A 19,922-nucleotide genomic window follows, 5' to 3' on the forward strand; every position below is an offset into this window, starting at 1 on the left:
AATAAAACAGTGGAGAAAGTCTAAGGTATGACGACCGGAATCAGCTTGAGATAGCGCAATTTTTCGTACAACAGTTAAAAAATGTTAACCCTGTAATAGACGTATCAACAAAGAACCGTTATACATCGCGTCCTTAACGAGCGCGGCCCCCGCCATGGTTCCCTGGTTGGTAAACTGCGTACTTTCGACCACAATATGCTGACTATACGCCGGGAGCGCCTGCTGACGAATGCTGTCAGCAATGGTGGGAAACAGTATATCCGCCGCTTTGCTGAGCGGAGAACCAATCAATATCTTTTGCGGGTTGAACAAATTCACCATGATGGCAAGGATGCGTCCGACGTGGGTCCCGACGCCGCTAATGATATCTTTTGCCAATAAATCACCCTGCATCGCCGCCAGGCACAGTGCGTCTACCGTTAACGGTTGTCCATGCAGTGAAGAGCTCATTGACTGCTTCAGCCGCACCTGCGCCAGTTCCAGCACGCTGTCGACGCTGGCGATGGTTTCCAGACAACCATGATTACCGCAATAGCAGCGTTTACCGTAAGGATCCACCTGCGTATGACCAATTTCCACCAGGCTACTGCTCCCGGCATGCAGTAAATGACCGTCGGTTATCACCCCTGCGCCAACGTTATGGTCAATAACGACCTGGATGACATCGCGTGCGCCACGTGATGCGCCAAAAAGCGCCTCCGCCATGGTCCAGGCGCTGATATCATGCTGAATATAGACCGGCACGCCGGTATGGTTTTCGAGCGCTTCGCCCAACGGCATCTCTTTGACATCATCGTAAAACGGCATGCGATGTACGATGCCGTTTTCGGTATTGATTATGCCAGGTAGCGTGATGGCGATGGAGGTCAAGCGTTCCAGCTTTTGCTGGTGGCGGATGAAAAACTGATCGACCTGGGTAATGATACGCTCCAGCAGAGGTGTTTCACTGACCAGCGCCATTTCCAGGCAATCCTCAACCACCAGCTTGCTGCTTAGATCGCGCAGCGCCAGAAAAATCTCACCGCGACTGATGCGAATGGATAAATAATGCCAGGCTTCGGTTTCGACAACCAGCCCCACGGCCGGACGCCCACGACTCCCTGCTTCTTTGATTTCCAGCTCTTGTACCAGGTGGGCTTCAAGCATTTCGCGGACAATTTTGGTAATACTGGCAGGCGCCAATTGTGCCAGGCGAGAGAGATCAATACGCGATACCGGTCCCAGCTGATCAATCAGGCGATAGACCGCGCCCGCATTGGTCTGCTTAATTTGATCGATATGCCCAGGCTGACTATCAGCAACCACCACTTACTCCCTTTATTTTCGCGCTCCGAAATAATCTGCGGGCTATGGTGAAGCACTTCAATGGCTTCCGTCAACTTTTTACTTAGCCTTGTGATTTACTGCACATTTTCACCCATATTTAAACTAAATTAATTGCCTGGACCGCCGCCAGCAGTTGTTCACGAAAACGTTGCGCGGCATGACTTTGCTCATGATGCTTAGGCCAGACTAACCACATTTCGGAGACGGCATCTTCCTCTGCTATCGGGATCCAACACATTTCATACAGTTGCACCCGTTTAAAGGAAGCGGGCAGGATCGAAACGCCCAACCCCGCGGCCACTAACCCAATGATGGTCATCGCCTCGCCTACCTCCTGAGTAATCGTCGGTTTGAGATCATAGCGACGCATCAGGCCCAAAATGTCGTCATACAACCCCGTTCCCACATGCGGGTCAAAAAAGACAAATGGCTCATTAGCCAGCTCAGTCAGCGTCACTACGGGCTTTTGCGCCAACGGATGCGCTCGTGGGATCATCGCCATCAGCGGTTCATGCAGAATAACCTCTCGCGCCAGCGTTTCCGGGAGTTGCGTGTTGCGCATAAGCCCCAGATCCAGAGTGCCTTCGTTAAGTGGGGCAATTTGCTCGCGCGTATTCATTTCGCGGGTTTGCATATGCACCACCGGATAGCGCTGGCGAAACAGGGAGAGCGTATCTGACACCGCTTTGATAAACGGCGCTGATGACGTAAAGCCGATACGCAATTCCCCTGCTTCTCCGAGATGCAAACGCTCTGCCCGGGCGGCGGCTTCATTAACCAGGCTAAGGATCTGTCGGCTGTCCGCCAGAAACTGTTTTCCGGCGGCAGTGAGGGCCACGCTACGGTTAGTTCGCGCCAATAACCGGGCGCCAATCTGTTGTTCCAGGATTTGGATCTGCTGGCTTAACGGTGGTTGCGAAATATTCAGCCGCGCTGCCGCCCGACCAAAATGCAACTCTTCCGCAACCGCCACGAAGTAGCGTAAATGACGAAGTTCGATATTCATATTTTTAAAATATTATTTGAGATTATTAATATATTAGACAGAATATTGGGATTTTCATACTCTTAAGGCTGGTCCTGTAGTAGCAAAATATTAAGCAAGGATTCCAGGTGAGTCGTACAACAACGGTCGATACCGCGCCGGCAAGCGATATTGACGAGAGCGTTACCCTGCCGGATGGTTTTATCAAACGCGGTACATCCCCTTTTATGCGCGTTACGCTGGCGCTGTTTTCTGCCGGGCTGGCGACATTTGCCCTGCTCTATTGCGTGCAGCCCATACTGCCGGTGCTCTCGCACGAGTTTGGGGTTTCCCCTGCCAGCAGCAGTATTTCGCTTTCCATCTCTACGGCAATGCTGGCCATCGGTTTACTGTTTACTGGCCCACTTTCCGATGCGATAGGTCGTAAGCCGGTAATGGTTACGGCACTGCTACTCGCCTCCTGCTGTACACTGCTTTCAACAATGATGACCAGCTGGCACGGGATTTTAATCATGCGCGCGCTGATCGGTCTGTCGCTGAGCGGCGTGGCGGCGGTGGGGATGACCTATCTGAGTGAGGAAATTCATCCCAGCTTTGTGGCTTTCTCAATGGGCTTGTATATCAGTGGGAACTCAATTGGCGGTATGAGTGGTCGCTTGATCAGCGGCGTATTCACCGACTTTTTCAACTGGCGTATCGCGCTGGCGGCGATCGGCTGTTTTGCCCTCGCCTCCGCGCTGATGTTCTGGAAAATTTTGCCAGAGTCCCGTCATTTCAGGCCCACGTCGCTACGACCTAAATCATTGTTCATCAATTTCCGTTTACACTGGCGCGACAGAGGGTTACCGCTACTGTTTGCGGAAGGTTTTTTGCTGATGGGGTCGTTTGTCACACTGTTTAATTACATCGGCTATCGCCTGATGCTCTCTCCGTGGGAACTCAGTCAGGCTGTTGTCGGCCTGTTATCCGTGGCATATCTGACCGGGACCTGGAGTTCGCCGAAAGCAGGTTCCATGACCACCCGCTATGGTCGCGGCCCGGTGATGATCGTTTCAACCGGCGTGATGCTTTTTGGGCTATTGATGACCCTGTTTACCTCACTATGGCTGATCTTCGCCGGGATGCTGCTCTTTTCTGCCGGGTTCTTTGCCGCGCACTCTGTGGCAAGCAGTTGGATTGGGCCACGGGCGAAACGCGCTAAAGGCCAGGCCTCTTCCCTGTATCTGTTCAGCTATTACCTGGGCTCCAGTATTGCCGGTACGCTGGGCGGTGTGTTCTGGCATAGCTACGGCTGGAACGGCGTGGGCGGATTTATCGCCCTGATGCTGGTGCTGGCGTTGCTGGTAGGTGCGCGTTTGCACCATCGTCTGCACGTTTAATCAAGGATGCCCGGCTTCGGGCATCATCACTTATGAAGACGCTGCCATTTGCAGGACAATAACCGTCCCGTTCATCACGATATGCAGCGTCATCGGCATCAGCAGTCCATTGCTTTTCAGTCTGGCAAGGATTAAAACCTGCGACACAAGAAACAGCATCAGCAGCGTGCGCAGATCCACATACTGGGTATGCATCACGGCAAAAATGATCGATACCACGACTGACGACAGCCAGGTTTTATTATTGAACCAATACTGGAATGCGTTGAATAAACAGCCCCTGAAAACAATTTCTTCATAAACTGGCGCAAAAAATATCAGGGTCAGAGTGGATAACCACAGCGCGTAGTTGTTTAAGGATATCTGGCTGGTTACCCACGCTTCGGTTTGTCTGAGACCTATCAACCACGGCAAGATAAGCTGAATAAAAAGCAGGGCCGCAAATAAAATGCCAAACCACCGGGCATTGAAGATCCCTTTGCCCAGCCCTTCTCTTTTCCTGAAGAAGAAATAATACAGCGGAACCAGTACGATAAATTCCAGCATAAACAACAGCGGGAAGAGTAATCCTTTGGCGAGCAGCTCCTGGCTCGCGGGAAAAAACAACGGGGTAAACGTGAGGCCAAACATCAGCATAAACATAGAAAAACAGCCAGCAACGGCTTTGGTCCGGGCGATATACTGGTTGTCGACATCCTGTGACATACAATCTCCTTGCACTTGTCGAGTATAAGATGATGAATTATCGATATATGATAAAAATTCTCATTATCACTGACAACCTACCAACATTTACCCTATGTATGGAGAATCCGTCAGCGGCAGCCAAAAGCGGAAGCACGCGCCTGCCGTTGAATTAACCAGATTGATATCGCCGCCATGCAGTTCAAGCATTCTTCGCACAATCAGCAATCCCAGACCGCCGCGCTGCTCACGGGGAGTTAACGCGGTTGGGCGCTGAAATAACACTTCGCGTACCCCCATTTCCACGCCTGGGCCGCTGTCCTGCACCTCTGCTACCAGTCGGTCTTCATCACGCCAGATTTTTAGCCATACATCTCCCCCGTCAGGTGTATGGCGGATAGCATTATCCAGTAAATTCGTCACCACCCTTTCCATCATCAATAAATCGGCATTTACCAGCGGTAACGGCCCCATCACGTCAAGGTGTAACTGTAAATGGCGTGTGGCAACAGGGAGATCAAACTTCTGCGCCACATCCTGGATCAACTCGCCAAAAGCAAAACGTTCGCGCTGAGGTTTTATGCCGCCGTGCTCCAGCCTCGCCAGCTCAAACAGTTGTTGTGACAGATGGCGAACCTTATGCCCCTGGCGCAACGCGATACTAAGATAATGCCTGTTTTCCTCTGGCGTTATCGTGTCGGCTTTCAGCGACAACATTTCCAGATAGCCCAGCAGCGAGGTGAGCGGCGTGCGTAAATCGTGAGATATATTGGCAATAAACTCTCTGCGCTGGCGATCGCTGTCAGCTAACAGATCCCACTGCTGCGCAATTTGCTGTGCCAGCTCTATAAACGCATTGTTCAACAACGCAATTTCATTCCCCGGTGACGGATCGGGCTTTTTCTGCGCCAACTGCTTAATGACGCTAATACTGTCCTGCTCCATTTTGACCACCTGCGCGGTCAACCTTTTTACCGGATGCGTCACCCATCGCCACACCAGCAAGCCCGCAATTCCGCCGGCTAATAAAACCAGAATTAACGTTCCTGCCACCGTGTTCCAGAGCGTTTTCTGCCAGGCAGTATTTGCCAGCATATGCAGATTTTCGCCCTGGAGAATAATGTACAGATAACCATGCAGTTGGCCGTTAAGCATCACTGGTGCCGCACTAAAGACCTTCTGCTGATTGCTGCGCGGATCATCGCCATACACTGGCAAAGCATCCGAATTTAGAAAATCCTGAATCGGCTGCACGGTAATTTTCTGGCGCTGAATATGCCCGGGCGGTGCGGCATCGGCGAGTATGTCACCTGCTGGTGAAACCAGATACAGTTCGACGCTTGGATTGAGCGTCATCAGGTGATTAAACAGTCCTTTTAACGTCTGTCGATTGATCTGCCCGCGGGTATCAATCAGTGACTCACTTTTGACAATCTTGCTCGCCAGTTCCAACGACAGCCTTTGCACCATGGCATCGCCATATTTTTGACTATTACGTAGCTGGACAACGCTGACGGCTACCGCGCAGATCAACATAATCGCGGTAAATACCAGGGTCAGCCGCTGGCTTAAAGACAGTCGATAAATCATGACTGATGCTCCGCGTTATTCGCCGCAAGCTTATAACCTCGTCCCCAAACGGTGAGAATAATTTCCGGCTCAGCAGCATCTTTTTCAATCTTGGTCCGCAGACGATTAATATGACTGTTCACCGTATGCTCATACCCTTCGTGCTGGTAGCCCCACACATGATCTAACAGCGCCTGACGCGAAAAAACCTCGCCGGGATGACGAGCGAAAAAATAGAGCAGATCGAACTCACGGGGCGTCAAATCGATTGATTTGCCATGCTGGCGGACTTCTCGGGCTAAGGGATCAATCTCCACGCCATGGACGCTAATGATCCCCGCTTCCAAACGTAGATTCTGACTCATCGCCTCCTGACGGCGAAACAGCGCCTTCACGCGGGCCATCAGTTCCAGTACGGAGAAAGGTTTGGCTAAATAATCATCGGCTCCCATCTCCAGCCCCAGAACGCGGTGAGTTTCACTGGTGCGGGCGCTAATAATGATGACGGGTAAATAGAAACTCATTTGACGAATGCGACGACATATTTCCAGACCATCGACACCCGGCAGCATTAAATCGAGGATAACCGCATCCCAGACATGTTTTTCCAGTTGTTCAAGCGCGCGCGTTCCATCTGCCTCATGGATAATTTCATATCCCTCATCTTTCAGGCTAAGCTGCAAAAGTGAGGCAATATCGCAGTCATCTTCCACCAAAAATATCTTTTTTGCGCCGGCCATCAGTGTCATCCCCTCTCGTTGAACTGAAAGCTTACCTCAGGCAAGGGGCGGAAGTTATCACAAAATTTTTAACTTTTCGTGAGGATCCTGGGATACGCCTGGATCAAGGATGTCGTTACAGAAAGTCACGCATCAACAGGGAAACGTCGCTTTGTTTTCCTTAACATGAAAATAAAAAGGAACAGTTATGCAGAAAAAACATCCACTTCGGGAAGCTGATGTTACCGCCGAATCAGTTTTTTTTATGCAAAGACGACAGGTCCTCAAAGCGCTTGGGATAGGTGCTGCAGCCGCTTCTCTCTCCTCTCCGACGCAGGCGAATCTACTGAATTGGTTTAAGGGCAACGATCGCGCGCCTGCACCGGCGGGGAAACCGCTCGAGTTCATAAAACCGGATGCCTGGCAAAGCACACTCCCCCTGACGCCGGAAGACAAGGTGACGGGCTATAACAATTTCTATGAATTTGGTCTGGATAAGGCCGATCCTGCCGCCAATGCCGGTAGCCTGAAAACCGATCCCTGGACATTAACCATCAGCGGTGAGGTGAACAAACCCTTAACGTTGGATCATGATGCGTTGACCACACGTTTTCCGTTAGAAGAACGTATTTACCGGATGCGTTGCGTTGAAGCGTGGTCGATGGTTGTGCCGTGGATTGGCTTTCCCTTACATAAATTATTGGCGCAGGTTGAACCCACCAGCGACGCCAAATACGTTGCCTTTGAAACACGCTACGCCCCCGATGAAATGCCCGGTCAGAAAGATCGCTTCATTGGTGGTGGGTTGAAATACCCCTATGTTGAAGGTTTGCGTTTGGATGAGGCCATGCACCCTCTTACCCTTCTGACCGTGGGCGTGTATGGCAAAGCATTGCCGCCGCAAAACGGGGCGCCGATACGCCTGACGGTCCCCTGGAAATATGGCTTCAAGGGTATTAAATCGATCGTCAGTATCAAGCTGACACGTGAGCGCCCGCCGACGACCTGGAATATGTCAGCGCCAAACGAATACGGTTTTTATGCCAATGTTAATCCACATGTCGATCATCCCCGTTGGTCTCAGGCGACGGAACGTTTTATCGGTTCCGGTGGGATTCTCGATGTACAACGCCAGCCGACGTTGCTTTTTAACGGTTACGCCAATGAGGTGGCTTCTTTATATCGGGGTATGGATCTACGGGAGAACTTTTAAGTGAGATTAACGGCAAAGCAGATAACCGGCCTGAAAGTGCTACTGCATCTCGCCGGTTTTTTACCCCTGCTATGGCTTTTCTGGGCAGTGCAACAGGGTGCACTGGGCGCCGATCCCGGGAAAGACATTCAGCATTTTACCGGCATTACGGCGCTAAAATTCTTGCTTGCCACCCTGCTGGTATCGCCGCTCGCACGCTATACAAAGCAGCCTTTGCTGTTTCGTACCCGACGCTTGTTAGGATTATGGTGTTTTGCCTGGGCCACACTGCATCTGACCAGCTATGCGCTATTGGAGCTGGGTATACAAAATTTGGGATTGTTGGGGCGAGAGCTGGTTTCACGGCCATGGCTCACGCTGGGCATGACGGGTTGGGTTATCTTACTCCTGCTGACGCTGACCTCCACGCAGGCCGCACAGCGTAAAATGGGCAAACGCTGGCAAACGTTGCACAACTACGTCTACCTGACTGCCATTTTACTCCCGGTTCATTACCTATGGTCGGTCAAAGTGTTGTCACCGTCCCCTATTATCTACGCCTCCTGTTTTATTGTGCTGCTGGTATTTCGCTATAAAAAGTGGTTACGCAAAAGCGGATACAAAGGTGTGTTTATGAAAAGTGAATGATTCACGGTAAACTTCTTAACCACACCTAAACAGAACGAGAACAAAAAATGAGTAACAATGATAATTACCATCAACTCACCCGCACGTTCCAGCGGCTCTCTCGCTTCTCTCACCTCTCGGCCATCGCCAGTTGGGACATGTTTACCATGATGCCGCCGGGCGGCAGCAAAGCCCGCGGCGAAGCGTTGGCAGAACTGAGCGTGCTTGAGCATCAGTTGTTAACCGACGCGAAAGTAGCCAAGTGGATCGCCGCCGCAAAACAGGAAGACCTTAACGATGTTGAGCAAGCGAATTTGCGCGAAATGTCGCGACTGCATCACCAGGCATCCCTGCTGCCTGAATCACTGGTAGAAGCAAAGTCGCTGGCAGGCAGCCGCTGTGAGCATGCCTGGCGCAGCCAGCGACCCGCGAATGACTGGGAGGGTTTTTCCGAGAACCTGAAAGAGGTCGTGAAATACAGCCGCGAAGAAGCCCGACTGCGCGCAGACGCTAAAGGTTGCTCACCTTATGACGCGCTACTGGACATCTTTGAACCAGAGATGACCAGCGCCCAACTGGATGTCCTGTTTGCAGATGTGAAAAGCTGGCTGCCCGATCTCCTTAGCAAGGCGGTGGCAAAACAGTCTCAACAAACGCTTATCGCCCCAATTGGCCCCTTCCCGACTGCTGTACAGCGAGAGCTGGGTCTGGAAACGATGGCGCAGTTAGGATTCGACTTTACCGCTGGACGACTGGATATCAGCGCGCATCCCTTCTGTGGCGGCGTGCCGGAAGATGTTCGCATTACGACCCGCTATGACGAAAATGAACTCCTCAGCGCGCTGTTTGGCGTGATTCATGAAACGGGTCACGCCCGCTATGAGCAAAATCTGCCGCGTAACTGGTCAGGTCAACCTATCGCTCTGGCACGCTCAACAGCCATTCATGAGTCGCAAAGTCTGTTCTTTGAGATGCAATTGGGACGCAGCAAAGCATTCCTGACGAGACTCATTCCGGCTGTGACGCGTCATTTTGGCAACCAGGCTGCGTTTGAAGAGAGCAATTTCATTGCCTGGAACCAGCAGGTAAAACCCGGTTTTATCCGCGTTGACGCCGACGAGGTGAGCTACCCTGCTCACGTGATCCTGCGTTATGAAATCGAGCGAGCGTTAATTAACGGTGACATTGAAGTGGATGACATTCCGGCCTTGTGGAATGAGAAGATGCAGGCCTGGCTTGGACTGTCAACGGTGGGGGATTATCGCAATGGCTGTATGCAGGATATTCACTGGACCGACGGCGGCTTTGGCTACTTCCCGTCTTACACTTTAGGCGCTATGTATGCGGCGCAATTGTTCAGCGCAGCTCACCGCGCATGGCCCGATCTGAACCAGTCCATTGCGCAGGGAGAGTTTAGCGCCCTCTTTGACTGGCTACGCCAAAATATCTGGCAGCATGGCAGTCGTTTTACCACTGAACAACTCATTACCCAGGCCACCGGAGAGCCGCTCAGCAGCCGCTATTTCCGCGCTCACCTGGAAGCCCGTTATTTGTAATCTCATGCCGTGAGTCATTGTACATATCGTTACACGCCGATACCAATGACTCACGGAAGCCCAGTGATTACAGCGATATAGTTATTTCAACGGCCCCGCAGTGGGGTTGAATGAAAAACCAAATCGAGGGTATGAGAATGAAAAAAGTATTAGCTCTGGTTGTTGCCGCTGCTATGGGTCTGTCTTCTGCTGCATTTGCTGCTGAAACAACTGCTACCACCGCGCCAACTGCTGCAACGACAAAAGCGGCCCCGGCGAAAACCACCCATCATAAAAAACAGCACAAAGCTGCGCCGCAGAAAGCACAGGCTGCCAAAAAACACGCCAAAAAAACCACCACTAAACCGGCGGTAGAACAGAAAGCGCCAGAACAGAAAGCTCAGGCCGCTAAAAAACACACCAAAAAAGCAGCCACCAAGCCTGCCGCAGAACAGAAAGCGCCAGAGCAAAAAGCTCAGGCCGCTAAAAAACACACCAAAAAACCTATGAAACACGACTCCGCTAAACCAGCTGCTCAGCCAGCCGCATAACACACCTGTAGTCACTATGGCGTCCCCCACGCCGTAGCATACGGCGCTAAATCATTCAGATTTGGCGCCGCCTTTCGGAGGGTAAAATGGTGTCACATTACCGCTTTGAGTTCATTCTTACGGCCCTGATTATTTGTGCCCTCATCGCCATGCATTTTTATCTTTCCTGAGTGTAGTTATCTGATTTTACTCCCACTTTCCCGCCGTCCCGTCTATAGTATTAACTGAGGGTTTGCTGTTAAAAATCATAATTCCCCACCAGAGTGTGATATGCATAAAACCATTGCTGTGTTACTGGGTTCAATTTGTTTAACTCCTGTCGTTGCGCATGCGGAACAGCCAGCAACGTCCAGCGCTGAAGCAGAAAATATAAAAACGCTGTTTTTTGGACATGACGATCGCATTAAGGTGACTGACCCAACGCAATCACCATGGGACGCTATCGGACAACTGGAAACCGCCAGCGGTAATCTGTGTACCGCTACGCTCATTTCACCCCATCTGGCTCTGACTGCCGGACACTGCTTACTTACGCCGCCAAAAGGTAAACCTGATAAAGCCGTGGCGTTACGCTTCGTGTCGAAAAAGGGTATCTGGCGTTATGAGATCCACGGAATTGAAGGCCGGGTTGATCCTTCGCTCGGCAAACGTTTAAAAGCCGATGGTGATGGCTGGATTGTGCCCCCCTCCGCCGCCCCATGGGATTTTGGTCTGGTGGTGTTGCGTTATCCACCTTCCGGTATCACACCGCTGCCATTATTTGAAGGTGATAAAGCGGCGTTAACCGCGGCGCTGAAAACCGCGGATCGTAAAGTCACGCAGTCAGGCTATCCGGAAGATCATCTTGACGATTTGTACACGCATCAGGATTGCGTAGTAACCGGCTGGGCGCAAAATACCGTTTTGTCACATCAGTGCGATACGCTCCCGGGCGACAGTGGGTCGCCATTGATGCTGAAGACGGATTCCGGCTGGCAATTGATTGGCGTACAAAGCTCCGCTCCGGCGGCGAAAGATCGCTGGCGAGCAGATAACCGCGCGATTTCCGTGACCGGATTTCGCGACAAACTGGAAGCGCTGGCCAAGGGATAACGCATACTGCCCGTATTAACGGGCAGCACTTTTATCAGGCCAGTTTTATCATGATCATTCCGGCCAACAGCAATGCCACGCCGATCCAGCCTTTATTGTTCAGACGCTGACCAAACAGCACCCAGCCTGCAGCTAACGTCGCGGCAATCCCGAATCCACCCCATAAGGCATAGGCGACGGAGAGATCGATACCTTTTACCGCCTGCGACAGCGCACTAAAAGCCGCTAAAACTGCAGCCAGCGACAGCACGCCATAAGCCTTGCGGCGAAAACCATCAGAAAACTTCAAAAAGACGTTAGCCACGATTTCCAGAACGATAGCCATGCCAAGCCAGGCGCCATGAACCCATTCAAACTGCTGCATGGGTCACCTCTCTGCCCGCTTTGGCAGGCTTTCGTGTACCGGATTTAATCAGCACAATACCTACCACCAGCGAGACCAGACCAGCCACTTTCATCGTGGACAAGGTTTCGTCAAATAACAGCACGCTGAACAGCGTAATAAATAAAATACCGATACCTTCCCATAAGGCATAAGCTACGCCGAGGGCAATTTTTTTAACGGCAAAACTGAGAAAAATATACGATAAGGCGATCATTACCAGCATTAAAATAAAGCCTGAATTACCATGGCCCACGCTTGCCCATTTCATTGACAGCGTACCGGTAATTTCAGCCGCGATGGCCAGACCTAATAATATCCAGTAAAACATGATGCTTCTCCTGCTTGAGAATATAGTCCTTTGGGCCTACTGCATGCAGTAAACCAAAAAATAAAATCAGTTAGCTCAGCGCACAGCGCCAGCTCAGGCAGAAGAAGGGACTAAAGCGCGTTGCGCCAGTGTTGCTCACCCGCAAGCAGGAAAGTGGAAGAGGTACGAAGAAGTGTAGGCAAAAGCAAAAACATCCTGAACATATTGTCCATAATATTACAATTATCCGCAGTGTTGCTTCTCATCATCGCGGATGATAATTGTCCTCGGTAGTTAAACACAGATGATTTGTATCATAGGTTCATTACGAACTCAAAGCCTTTTCACTTCTTTACCAGCCCCGTTTGATTTTTGTTATAACGGCTCGACGCAAATCACATTATTATTCAGATTCAAAAAGTAAAAACGCAGGAATACACATGGCGAAACCGATCATCACGCTTAACGGGCTAAAAATAGTCATTATGCTGGGCATGCTGGTTATCATACTGAGCGGCATCCGCTTTGCCGCAGATATCATCGTGCCCTTTATTCTGGCATTATTTATTGCCGTTGTGCTGAACCCTGTGGTGCAACGCATGGTGAAACTTCGCATACCGCGCGTATTCGCAGTGTCATTGCTGATCGTAATTATTGTAATGCTAATGGTGCTGTTATTAGCCTACTTAGGTACATCCTTAAATGAGCTTGCGCGGACGCTACCGCAATACCGTTCTTCACTGGTTATCCCGCTGAAAAATCTCGAGCCTTGGCTACAGCGCGCAGGGATAGGCGTTTCGGTGGATGAGCTCGTCAAATATATCGATCCGAACGCGGCAATGACGCTGGTCACTAATTTACTGGCGCAGCTGTCTAATGCCATGTCATCGATATTTTTACTGCTGCTGACGGTGGTTTTTATGCTGCTGGAAGTCCCGCAACTGCCCAACAAACTGAAACAAATGATGAGCCGGCCTATTGAGGGAATGGCAGCGATTCAACGCGCCATCGACAGCGTATCGCACTATCTGGTACTAAAAACGGCAATCAGCATTGTGACCGGACTGGTCGCCTGGGGCATGCTCGCCACCCTCGACGTGCGCTTTGCCTTTGTCTGGGGATTGCTGGCCTTCGCCCTCAACTATATTCCTAATATCGGTTCCGTGCTGGCAGCCATCCCCCCTATTGCTCAGGTGCTGGCATTTAGCGGTCTTTACGACGCCCTGGTGGTGCTGGCGGGTTATCTGGTCATTAACCTGGTGTTCGGGAATATCCTCGAACCGCGGATTATGGGACGTGGTCTTGGGCTGTCCACGCTGGTGGTTTTTCTGTCGTTGATCTTCTGGGGCTGGTTGCTGGGACCTGTGGGGATGCTGCTTTCTGTCCCGCTGACCATCATCGTCAAAATCGCGCTTGAGCAAACCAATGGCGGGCAAAGCATTGCCGTTCTGCTTAGCGATCTCAACAAAGCGTAAGGATTAGGTTTTATAAACAATAACGGCCTCCGCAGAGGCCGTCTTACTTTTAGCTAACGATTACAGCGCTTTCAGAATCGCATCCACGCTGGCCTTGGCATCGCCAAACAGCATATGGGTGTTTTCTTTAAAGAACAGCGGGTTTTGTACGCCAGCATAGCCGGTGTTCATTGAACGTTTAAACACGATAACGTTCTGCGCTTTCCACACTTCCAGCACTGGCATACCGGCGATCGGGCTGCGTGGGTCATCCTGCGCCGCCGGGTTTACCGTATCGTTGGCACCTATAACCAGTACGGTATCGGTGTCGGCGAAATCATCATTGATTTCATCCATTTCCAGCACAATGTCATATGGCACTTTGGCTTCCGCCAGCAGCACGTTCATATGACCCGGCAAACGCCCTGCTACCGGGTGGATCCCGAAACGCACTTTGATGCCGCGGGCACGCAACTTCTCAGTGATTTCCGCCACCGGATATTGCGCCTGAGCCACAGCCATACCGTAGCCCGGAGTGATGATCACGGAATGCGAGTTCTTCAGCATTTCTGCTGTGTCTTCTGCATTAATCTCCCGGTGTTCACCCACCTCTTCATCAGAACCCGTAGATGAGCCATCAGAACCGAAGCCGCCCGCAATTACGCTAATGAACGAACGGTTCATTGCTTTACACATAATGTAAGACAGGATCGCACCGCTCGAACCTACCAGCGCACCGGTAACGATCAGCAGATCGTTGCTCAGCATAAAGCCCGCCGCCGCCGCCGCCCATCCGGAGTAGGAGTTGAGCATTGAAACGACTACCGGCATGTCTGCACCACCGATGGACGCCACCAGATGCCAGCCAAAAGCCAGCGCAATAATGGTCATCACCAGCAGCGCCAGAACCTGCAGGCCAACGCTTTCAGTACGAACAAACACCACCAACAGCAGGAAGGAAACGACCAGCGCCGCGAGGTTCATTTTGTGACGGTTTGGCAGCATCAGCGGTTTAGAGGAGATCTTGCCGCGCAGTTTGCCAAAGGCCACCACGGAACCGGTAAAGGTCACCGCACCGATAAAGATACCGAGGAACACTTCTGTCAGGTGAATGTTCACCAGAATCGGTTCCAGGCCCGTGTCGTGATACAGGTAGCTGTTAAAGCCCACCAGTACCGCCGCCAGACCAACGAAGCTGTGCAGAATCGCCACCAGCTCCGGCATCTCGGTCATCTCGACTTTTTTCGCCAGGCGGATACCAATCGCGCCGCCGATGATCATCGCCACCAGGATCCAGGCAACATTGCCGGTATCCGGGCCAAAAATCGTCGCAATCAGCGCAATCGCCATCCCGGCGATACCGTAGTTGTTACCCTGCTGGGAGGTTTCGTGTTTCGAAAGTCCCGCCAGGCTGAAAATAAACAGGATCGCGGCAACAATGTATGCAGCTGTAACTAATCCTCCAGACATATGTTACCCCTTAGTTTTTCCGGAACATTTTCAGCATGCGCTGAGTCACGGTGAAGCCACCGAAAATATTAATGCTGGCAATAAGCACCGCGATAAAGCTCAGGAAACTCACCCAGCCACCCTGGCCAATTTGTAACAACGCGCCGACAACGATAATCCCGGAGATGGCGTTGGTCACAGACATCAGCGGAGTATGCAACGCGTGCGACACATTCCAGACCACGTAGTAACCCACCACGCAGGAAAGCGCGAACACCGTAAAGTGACCGAGGAACTCTTTCGGGGCGACGTCGGCAAGCCAGCCAAACAAAATGACTACCAGCGCCATCAGCGCATATTTACGCCATGGTGAAACCGGTTTTTTCTCTTCTTTCGGCGCGGGAGCCGCTTTTGGCGCAGCCTGCGGCTGAGCTGAAACCTGGATCGGCGGCGCAGGCCAGGTGATTTCACCCTCGCGAACCACCGTCACGCCACGCACCACCACGTCGTCAAAATCAACGGTAATGTTGCCGTCTTTCTCTTTGCACAACAGTTTGAGCAGGTTGACGAGGTTGGTACCGTACAGTTGGGAAGACTGTGTCGGCAGACGACCAGGCAAATCGGTATAACCGATAACCTTCACACCGTTCTCGGTGGTGGTCACCTGGTTAGGCACGGTATATTCACAGTTACCGCCGTTTTGCGCGGCGAGATCGACAATTACACTCCCCGCTTTCATCGAATCAACCATTTCACGGGTGATCAGTTTCGGCGCAGGCTTACCCGGGATCAATGCCGTTGTAACGATAATGTCGACATCTTTTGCCTGAGCGGCGAAAAGCGCCATCTCGGCTTTGATGAAGGCTTCGGACATCACCTTAGCGTAACCGTCGCCGCTGCCCGCCTCTTCTTTAAAGTCCAGTTCGAGGAATTCAGCACCCATACTCTGAACTTGTTCTTTCACTTCCGGACGGGTGTCAAAAGCACGGACGATAGCACCCAGGCTGTTTGCCGCCCCGATCGCCGCAAGCCCTGCCACACCCGCACCAATCACCATGACCTTGGCAGGCGGAACCTTACCCGCGGCGGTGATCTGTCCGGTAAAGAAGCGGCCAAATTCATGGGCGGCTTCAACAATGGCGCGATAGCCGGCGATATTCGCCATCGAGCTTAAGGCATCAAGCGACTGCGCACGCGAAATACGCGGGACGGAGTCCATTGCCATCACAGTCACATTGCGCTGTGCAAGCTTTTGCAGCAGCTCCGGGTTTTGCGCAGGCCAAAGAAAACTCACCAGCGTCGTGCCCGGATTAAGCAAGGGAAGTTCCGCCTCTTCCGGTGCATTGACCTTCAGAATAATCTCTGACTGCCAGACAGCATTGCCGTCAACAATTTCTGCGCCTGCCTGCACAAACGCCTTATCGTCAAAACTCGCCAGTTGACCTGCGCCGCTTTCAACCGCGACGCTAAAACCCAGCTTTAGCAGCTGCTCAACCGTTTTCGGCGTAGCTGCGACACGGGTTTCATTGGTTAACCGTTCTTTTGGTATGCCAATTCGCATAATGTTCCCTTCCATCTGTATTTTTGATGATGGTTTATCAATGTTTACAAGAGGCATGCGCGCACTCTCGAAAGAGGTCAGTGTTACCTCAATAAAATAAAACAGTAACAAACTCTGTATAACCTACTGAAAATGGAGCCTGTGATCTAGCGCCAAAAAACAGTATTTATTATGAAATTCGCAAAACAGGGATGAATTCGCCCGCAGACAGGGATAATGCCCTTTAAATAGCCCGCAATGGCTGATAATTCGCTCAAGCGAAGCGGCAAAACATGATTAAGCGCCACCAGAGAACAATTGATTAACATTAAATTAACTTATGAAATTCAACTGTTTTATCAGTTTTAGCCTCCAAACGCCGAATTTTTGGACATATCACAAAATGTTATCGACACTGTTACACCCTGTGGCACGATGAGTGAAAAATGACGCAGACACTGACACAATTTAAATGCAATAATCAGCGACGTTTCTAGTCAATAACAATACCAGTACCTGGTTTGCGCAAGGCGAAGGATTATTTTTATGAAGCTTAAGAACACTCTCCTGGCGTCCGCACTTATTTCTGCGACTGCTTTTTCTGTAAATGCAGCGACAGAATTGACGCCGGAGCAAGCTGCTGCCCTGAAACCCTATGACCGCATTGTGGTTACCGGTCGTTTTAATGCGATCGGTGACGCGGTGGATGCCGTATCACGTCGTGCAGATAAAGACGGTGCAGCCTCTTTTTATGTTGTTGATACCTCAGATTTTGGCAGTGGCGGTAACTGGCGCGTTGTAGCCGACATCTATAAAGCCGACGCTGAAAAAGCGGAAGCATCCAAAAACCGTATTATTAACGGTGTGATGGAGTTACCTAAAGATCAGGCCGTTCTGATAGAACCTTACGATACCGTTACGGTACAGGGCTTCTACCGCAGCCAGCCTGAAGTGAATGACGCCATCACCAAAGCGGCGAAAGAGAAAGGGGCTTACTCTTTCTATATCGTTCGCCAGGTCGATGCCAACCAGGGTGGTAACCAGCGTATTACCGCATTCATCTATAAAGCGGATGCGAAAAAACGCGTAGTACAAAGCCCTGATGCAATCCCGGCTGATTCTGATGCCGGTCGCGCCGCATTAGCTGAAGGTGGTGAAGCCGCGAAGAAAGTTGAGATCCCGGGCGTTGCGACTACCGCATCTCCGAGTGCTGAAGTTGGCCGCTTCTTCGAAACGCAATCCACCAAAGGTGGACGTTACACCGTCACGCTGCCGGATGGCACGAAAGTTGAAGAGCTGAACAAAGCGACTGCTGCCATGATGGTTCCGTTCGACAGCATCAAGTTCACCGGTAACTACGGCAATATGACCGAAGTCTCTTATCAGGTTGCCAAGCGCGCAGCGAAGAAAGGCGCGAAGTATTATCACATTACTCGCCAGTGGTCAGAACGTGGTAACAACATGACCATCAGCGCTGACTTGTACAAGTAATATCCTATGCTTTATCAGGTCTGCAGCGGTTGTAGGCCTGATAATTTTCCCTTGTTAAGCCCTCAGCCCGAACAAAAAACACGAATATTAAGACAACTTTTCACACTATTAGTCACAAATCTCTCTATCCCCATTGCATGCGTTCTCTTCTCTCCGTAAAATCCCGCGCCTTAGTGGCTTTCACCATTTTTATGCGGTTTGCCAAAATAATTATTCTCTCACTCTCGTTTTAGTAACTGGATACAAATGGAAAAGAAATTGGGTCTGAGCGCACTGACCGCGCTGGTTCTAAGCTCAATGCTCGGCGCTGGTGTTTTCAGCCTGCCACAAAATATGGCGGCGGTTGCCAGCCCGGCTGCATTACTGATTGGTTGGGCGATTACCGGTGCGGGTATTTTGCTACTCGCCTTTGCCATGCTGATCCTGACGCGTATCCGACCTGAACTGGACGGTGGCATTTTTACCTACGCGCGCGAAGGTTTCGGGGAACTGATTGGCTTCTGCTCGGCATGGGGATACTGGCTATGCGCCGTTATCGCTAACGTTTCGTATCTGGTTATCGTCTTCTCTGCGCTCAGCTTCTTTACCGATACGCCGGAATTACGCCTTTTTGGCGATGGTAATACCTGGCAGGCTATTGTTGGCGCATCAATGCTGCTGTGGATCGTCCACTTTCTGGTGCTGCGTGGGGTGCAAACCGCAGCCAGCATAAACCTGGTCGCGACCCTGGCCAAATTGCTGCCGCTTGGCCTGTTTATCGTGTTGGCGTTCATGCTGTTTAAGCTCGATACCTTCAGTCTGGATTTTACCGGTGTCGCGTTGGGCGTCCCCGTCTGGGAGCAGGTCAAAAACACTATGCTCATTACCCTTTGGGTATTCATCGGTGTGGAAGGCGCAGTGGTGGTTTCCGCCCGCGCACGAAATAAACGCGATGTCGGACGCGCCACGCTGCTGGCGGTGCTTGCCGCGCTGGGCGTTTATCTGTTGGTTACCCTGCTGTCGCTGGGTGTTGTCGCGCGTCCAGAACTGGCAGAAATCCGCAACCCATCAATGGCCGGTCTGATGGTAAAAATGATGGGGCCATGGGGCGAAATTATTATTGCCGCGGGTCTGATTGTCTCCGTTTGCGGTGCCTATTTAAGCTGGACGATTATGGCGGCGGAAGTGCCATTCCTCGCCGCTACCCACAAAGCGTTTCCACGGATTTTCGCGCGTCAGAATGCGCAGGGTGCGCCATCCGCGTCGCTGTGGCTGACCAACATCTGCGTCCAAATCTGTCTGGTGCTGATCTGGCTCACAGGTTCCGACTACAATACGCTACTGACTATTGCCTCAGAGATGATTCTGGTGCCCTATTTGCTGGTCGGCGCATTTTTGCTGAAAATCGCTACCCGTCCGTTGCATAAAGCCGTCGGTGTCGGTGCGAGCATTTATGGCATATGGTTATTGTATGCGTCAGGTCCGATGCACCTGCTGCTGTCTGTGGTGCTATATGCGCCGGGACTACTGGTTTTCCTTTATGCCCGTAAAACACACGCGCATGAAAATGTATTAAAACGTCAGGAGATGGCGCTGATCGGCCTGCTGCTTATTGCAGCAGTTCCGGCGACCTGGATGTTGGTGGGGTAACGCTATCC

At 51.5% G+C, this 19,922-nt stretch carries 18 protein-coding genes; 9 read left to right on the forward strand and 9 right to left on the reverse strand.

Annotation, left to right across the window (positions count from 1 at the left end; all coding sequences use genetic code 11):
- Positions 1–84: 84 nt before the first annotated feature.
- Entirely contained in the window at positions 85–1,305 is a 1,221-nt protein-coding gene (mlc, locus tag ICA20_RS13205; protein ID WP_038640497.1) for a sugar metabolism global transcriptional regulator Mlc, read from the reverse strand.
- A gap of 118 nt (positions 1,306–1,423) precedes the next feature.
- Complete coding sequence (locus ICA20_RS13210; RefSeq protein WP_038640495.1) at positions 1,424–2,332, reverse strand: LysR family transcriptional regulator; 909 nt, start codon at positions 2,330–2,332, stop codon at positions 1,424–1,426.
- Between the two features lie 107 nt (positions 2,333–2,439).
- Here ICA20_RS13210 and ICA20_RS13215 point away from each other — a divergent pair, with 107 nt between their 5' ends.
- Positions 2,440–3,690 (forward strand): MFS transporter, encoded by a 1,251-nt coding sequence (locus tag ICA20_RS13215; RefSeq protein WP_038640493.1) that lies wholly within the window; start codon positions 2,440–2,442, stop codon positions 3,688–3,690.
- 30 nt (positions 3,691–3,720) lie between these two features.
- On the opposite strand, the gene ICA20_RS13220 is transcribed toward ICA20_RS13215, so the two are convergent.
- The 3 genes from ICA20_RS13220 to ICA20_RS13230 all read right to left on the reverse strand — a co-directional run bounded on the left by ICA20_RS13220 (position 3,721) and on the right by ICA20_RS13230 (position 6,683).
- The gene (locus ICA20_RS13220) at positions 3,721–4,395 is read right to left on the reverse strand and encodes a type II CAAX endopeptidase family protein (RefSeq protein WP_038640491.1); all 675 of its coding nucleotides are present in this window, start codon (positions 4,393–4,395) and stop codon (positions 3,721–3,723) included.
- An 87-nt stretch (positions 4,396–4,482) separates the two neighbouring features.
- Positions 4,483–5,964, reverse strand: a complete 1,482-nt coding sequence (locus tag ICA20_RS13225) for a HAMP domain-containing sensor histidine kinase (RefSeq protein WP_038640489.1) — start codon at positions 5,962–5,964, stop codon at positions 4,483–4,485.
- The gene (locus ICA20_RS13230) at positions 5,961–6,683 is read right to left on the reverse strand and encodes a response regulator transcription factor (protein WP_038640487.1); all 723 of its coding nucleotides are present in this window, start codon (positions 6,681–6,683) and stop codon (positions 5,961–5,963) included. The genes ICA20_RS13225 and ICA20_RS13230 overlap by 4 nt, the downstream gene beginning before the upstream one ends.
- Positions 6,684–6,870: 187 nt before the next feature.
- On the opposite strand from ICA20_RS13230, the gene msrP reads away from it, so the two are divergent.
- From msrP to ICA20_RS13255, 5 genes are all read left to right on the forward strand, one after another.
- Positions 6,871–7,875: a protein-methionine-sulfoxide reductase catalytic subunit MsrP gene (msrP, locus tag ICA20_RS13235; RefSeq protein ID WP_038640484.1), complete on the forward strand. Its 1,005-nt coding sequence runs from the start codon at positions 6,871–6,873 to the stop codon at positions 7,873–7,875.
- Positions 7,876–8,502: a protein-methionine-sulfoxide reductase heme-binding subunit MsrQ gene (gene msrQ, locus ICA20_RS13240; protein ID WP_038640482.1), complete on the forward strand. Its 627-nt coding sequence runs from the start codon at positions 7,876–7,878 to the stop codon at positions 8,500–8,502.
- 47 nt (positions 8,503–8,549) lie between these two features.
- Positions 8,550–10,037 carry a carboxypeptidase M32 gene (locus tag ICA20_RS13245; protein ID WP_038640481.1) on the forward strand — a complete coding sequence of 496 codons (1,488 nt, stop codon included), beginning with the start codon at positions 8,550–8,552 and terminating at the stop codon, positions 10,035–10,037.
- A 137-nt stretch (positions 10,038–10,174) separates the two neighbouring features.
- Positions 10,175–10,567, forward strand: coding sequence for an acid resistance repetitive basic protein Asr (asr, locus tag ICA20_RS13250; protein ID WP_038643157.1), 393 nt, complete (start codon positions 10,175–10,177; stop codon positions 10,565–10,567).
- Positions 10,568–10,837: 270 nt separating this feature from the next.
- Positions 10,838–11,659, forward strand: a complete 822-nt coding sequence (locus ICA20_RS13255; protein WP_038640479.1) for a serine protease — start codon at positions 10,838–10,840, stop codon at positions 11,657–11,659.
- Between the two features lie 34 nt (positions 11,660–11,693).
- On the opposite strand, the gene mdtI is transcribed toward ICA20_RS13255, so the two are convergent.
- Both mdtI and mdtJ read right to left on the reverse strand, forming a co-directional pair.
- Positions 11,694–12,023, reverse strand: coding sequence for a multidrug/spermidine efflux SMR transporter subunit MdtI (gene mdtI / locus ICA20_RS13260; RefSeq protein WP_038640477.1), 330 nt, complete (start codon positions 12,021–12,023; stop codon positions 11,694–11,696).
- The gene (gene mdtJ, locus ICA20_RS13265; RefSeq protein ID WP_160956389.1) at positions 12,010–12,375 is read right to left on the reverse strand and encodes a multidrug/spermidine efflux SMR transporter subunit MdtJ; all 366 of its coding nucleotides are present in this window, start codon (positions 12,373–12,375) and stop codon (positions 12,010–12,012) included. The genes mdtI and mdtJ overlap by 14 nt, the downstream gene beginning before the upstream one ends.
- A gap of 416 nt (positions 12,376–12,791) precedes the next feature.
- Between mdtJ and ICA20_RS13270 the strand changes: the two genes are divergently transcribed.
- Positions 12,792–13,826: an AI-2E family transporter gene (locus ICA20_RS13270; RefSeq protein WP_038640474.1), complete on the forward strand. Its 1,035-nt coding sequence runs from the start codon at positions 12,792–12,794 to the stop codon at positions 13,824–13,826.
- Between the two features lie 60 nt (positions 13,827–13,886).
- Here the strand turns inward: ICA20_RS13270 and pntB are convergent, their stop codons facing one another.
- Together pntB and pntA are read right to left on the reverse strand one after the other, a co-directional pair.
- On the reverse strand, positions 13,887–15,275 hold the full coding sequence (gene pntB / locus ICA20_RS13275; RefSeq protein ID WP_038640472.1) for a Re/Si-specific NAD(P)(+) transhydrogenase subunit beta: 1,389 nt from the start codon (positions 15,273–15,275) through the stop codon (positions 13,887–13,889).
- Between the two features lie 10 nt (positions 15,276–15,285).
- The gene (gene pntA / locus ICA20_RS13280; protein WP_038643154.1) at positions 15,286–16,815 is read right to left on the reverse strand and encodes a Re/Si-specific NAD(P)(+) transhydrogenase subunit alpha; all 1,530 of its coding nucleotides are present in this window, start codon (positions 16,813–16,815) and stop codon (positions 15,286–15,288) included.
- Between the two features lie 525 nt (positions 16,816–17,340).
- On the opposite strand from pntA, the gene ydgH reads away from it, so the two are divergent.
- Together ydgH and ICA20_RS13290 are read left to right on the forward strand one after the other, a co-directional pair.
- Complete coding sequence (gene ydgH, locus ICA20_RS13285; RefSeq protein WP_038640470.1) at positions 17,341–18,285, forward strand: DUF1471 family protein YdgH; 945 nt, start codon at positions 17,341–17,343, stop codon at positions 18,283–18,285.
- A 246-nt stretch (positions 18,286–18,531) separates the two neighbouring features.
- A complete protein-coding gene (locus tag ICA20_RS13290) occupies positions 18,532–19,914 on the forward strand; it encodes an amino acid permease (RefSeq protein ID WP_038640468.1) in 1,383 nt (460 codons plus the stop codon).
- Positions 19,915–19,922 lie beyond the last annotated feature (8 nt).

This window comes from Citrobacter sp. C5_2 (genome assembly GCF_014596845.2).
GTDB lineage: Bacteria > Pseudomonadota > Gammaproteobacteria > Enterobacterales > Enterobacteriaceae > Citrobacter > Citrobacter werkmanii.

Bases quoted from the DNA above. Each gene is read 5' to 3' on its own strand.
- asr (WP_038643157.1), top strand. From the start codon at position 10,175: ATGAAAAAAGTATTAGCTCTGGTTGTTGCCGCTGCTATGGGTCTGTCT.
- ICA20_RS13255 (WP_038640479.1), top strand. From the start codon at position 10,838: ATGCATAAAACCATTGCTGTGTTACTGGGTTCAATTTGTTTAACTCCT.
- pntB (WP_038640472.1), bottom strand. From the start codon at position 15,275: ATGTCTGGAGGATTAGTTACAGCTGCATACATTGTTGCCGCGATCCTG.
- ICA20_RS13210 (WP_038640495.1), bottom strand. From the start codon at position 2,332: ATGAATATCGAACTTCGTCATTTACGCTACTTCGTGGCGGTTGCGGAA.
- ICA20_RS13230 (WP_038640487.1), bottom strand. From the start codon at position 6,683: ATGGCCGGCGCAAAAAAGATATTTTTGGTGGAAGATGACTGCGATATT.
- mdtI (WP_038640477.1), bottom strand. From the start codon at position 12,023: ATGCAGCAGTTTGAATGGGTTCATGGCGCCTGGCTTGGCATGGCTATC.
- pntA (WP_038643154.1), bottom strand. From the start codon at position 16,815: ATGCGAATTGGCATACCAAAAGAACGGTTAACCAATGAAACCCGTGTC.
- ICA20_RS13220 (WP_038640491.1), bottom strand. From the start codon at position 4,395: ATGTCACAGGATGTCGACAACCAGTATATCGCCCGGACCAAAGCCGTT.
- ydgH (WP_038640470.1), top strand. From the start codon at position 17,341: ATGAAGCTTAAGAACACTCTCCTGGCGTCCGCACTTATTTCTGCGACT.
- ICA20_RS13290 (WP_038640468.1), top strand. From the start codon at position 18,532: ATGGAAAAGAAATTGGGTCTGAGCGCACTGACCGCGCTGGTTCTAAGC.
- ICA20_RS13245 (WP_038640481.1), top strand. From the start codon at position 8,550: ATGAGTAACAATGATAATTACCATCAACTCACCCGCACGTTCCAGCGG.
- msrP (WP_038640484.1), top strand. From the start codon at position 6,871: ATGCAGAAAAAACATCCACTTCGGGAAGCTGATGTTACCGCCGAATCA.
- ICA20_RS13225 (WP_038640489.1), bottom strand. From the start codon at position 5,964: ATGATTTATCGACTGTCTTTAAGCCAGCGGCTGACCCTGGTATTTACC.
- ICA20_RS13270 (WP_038640474.1), top strand. From the start codon at position 12,792: ATGGCGAAACCGATCATCACGCTTAACGGGCTAAAAATAGTCATTATG.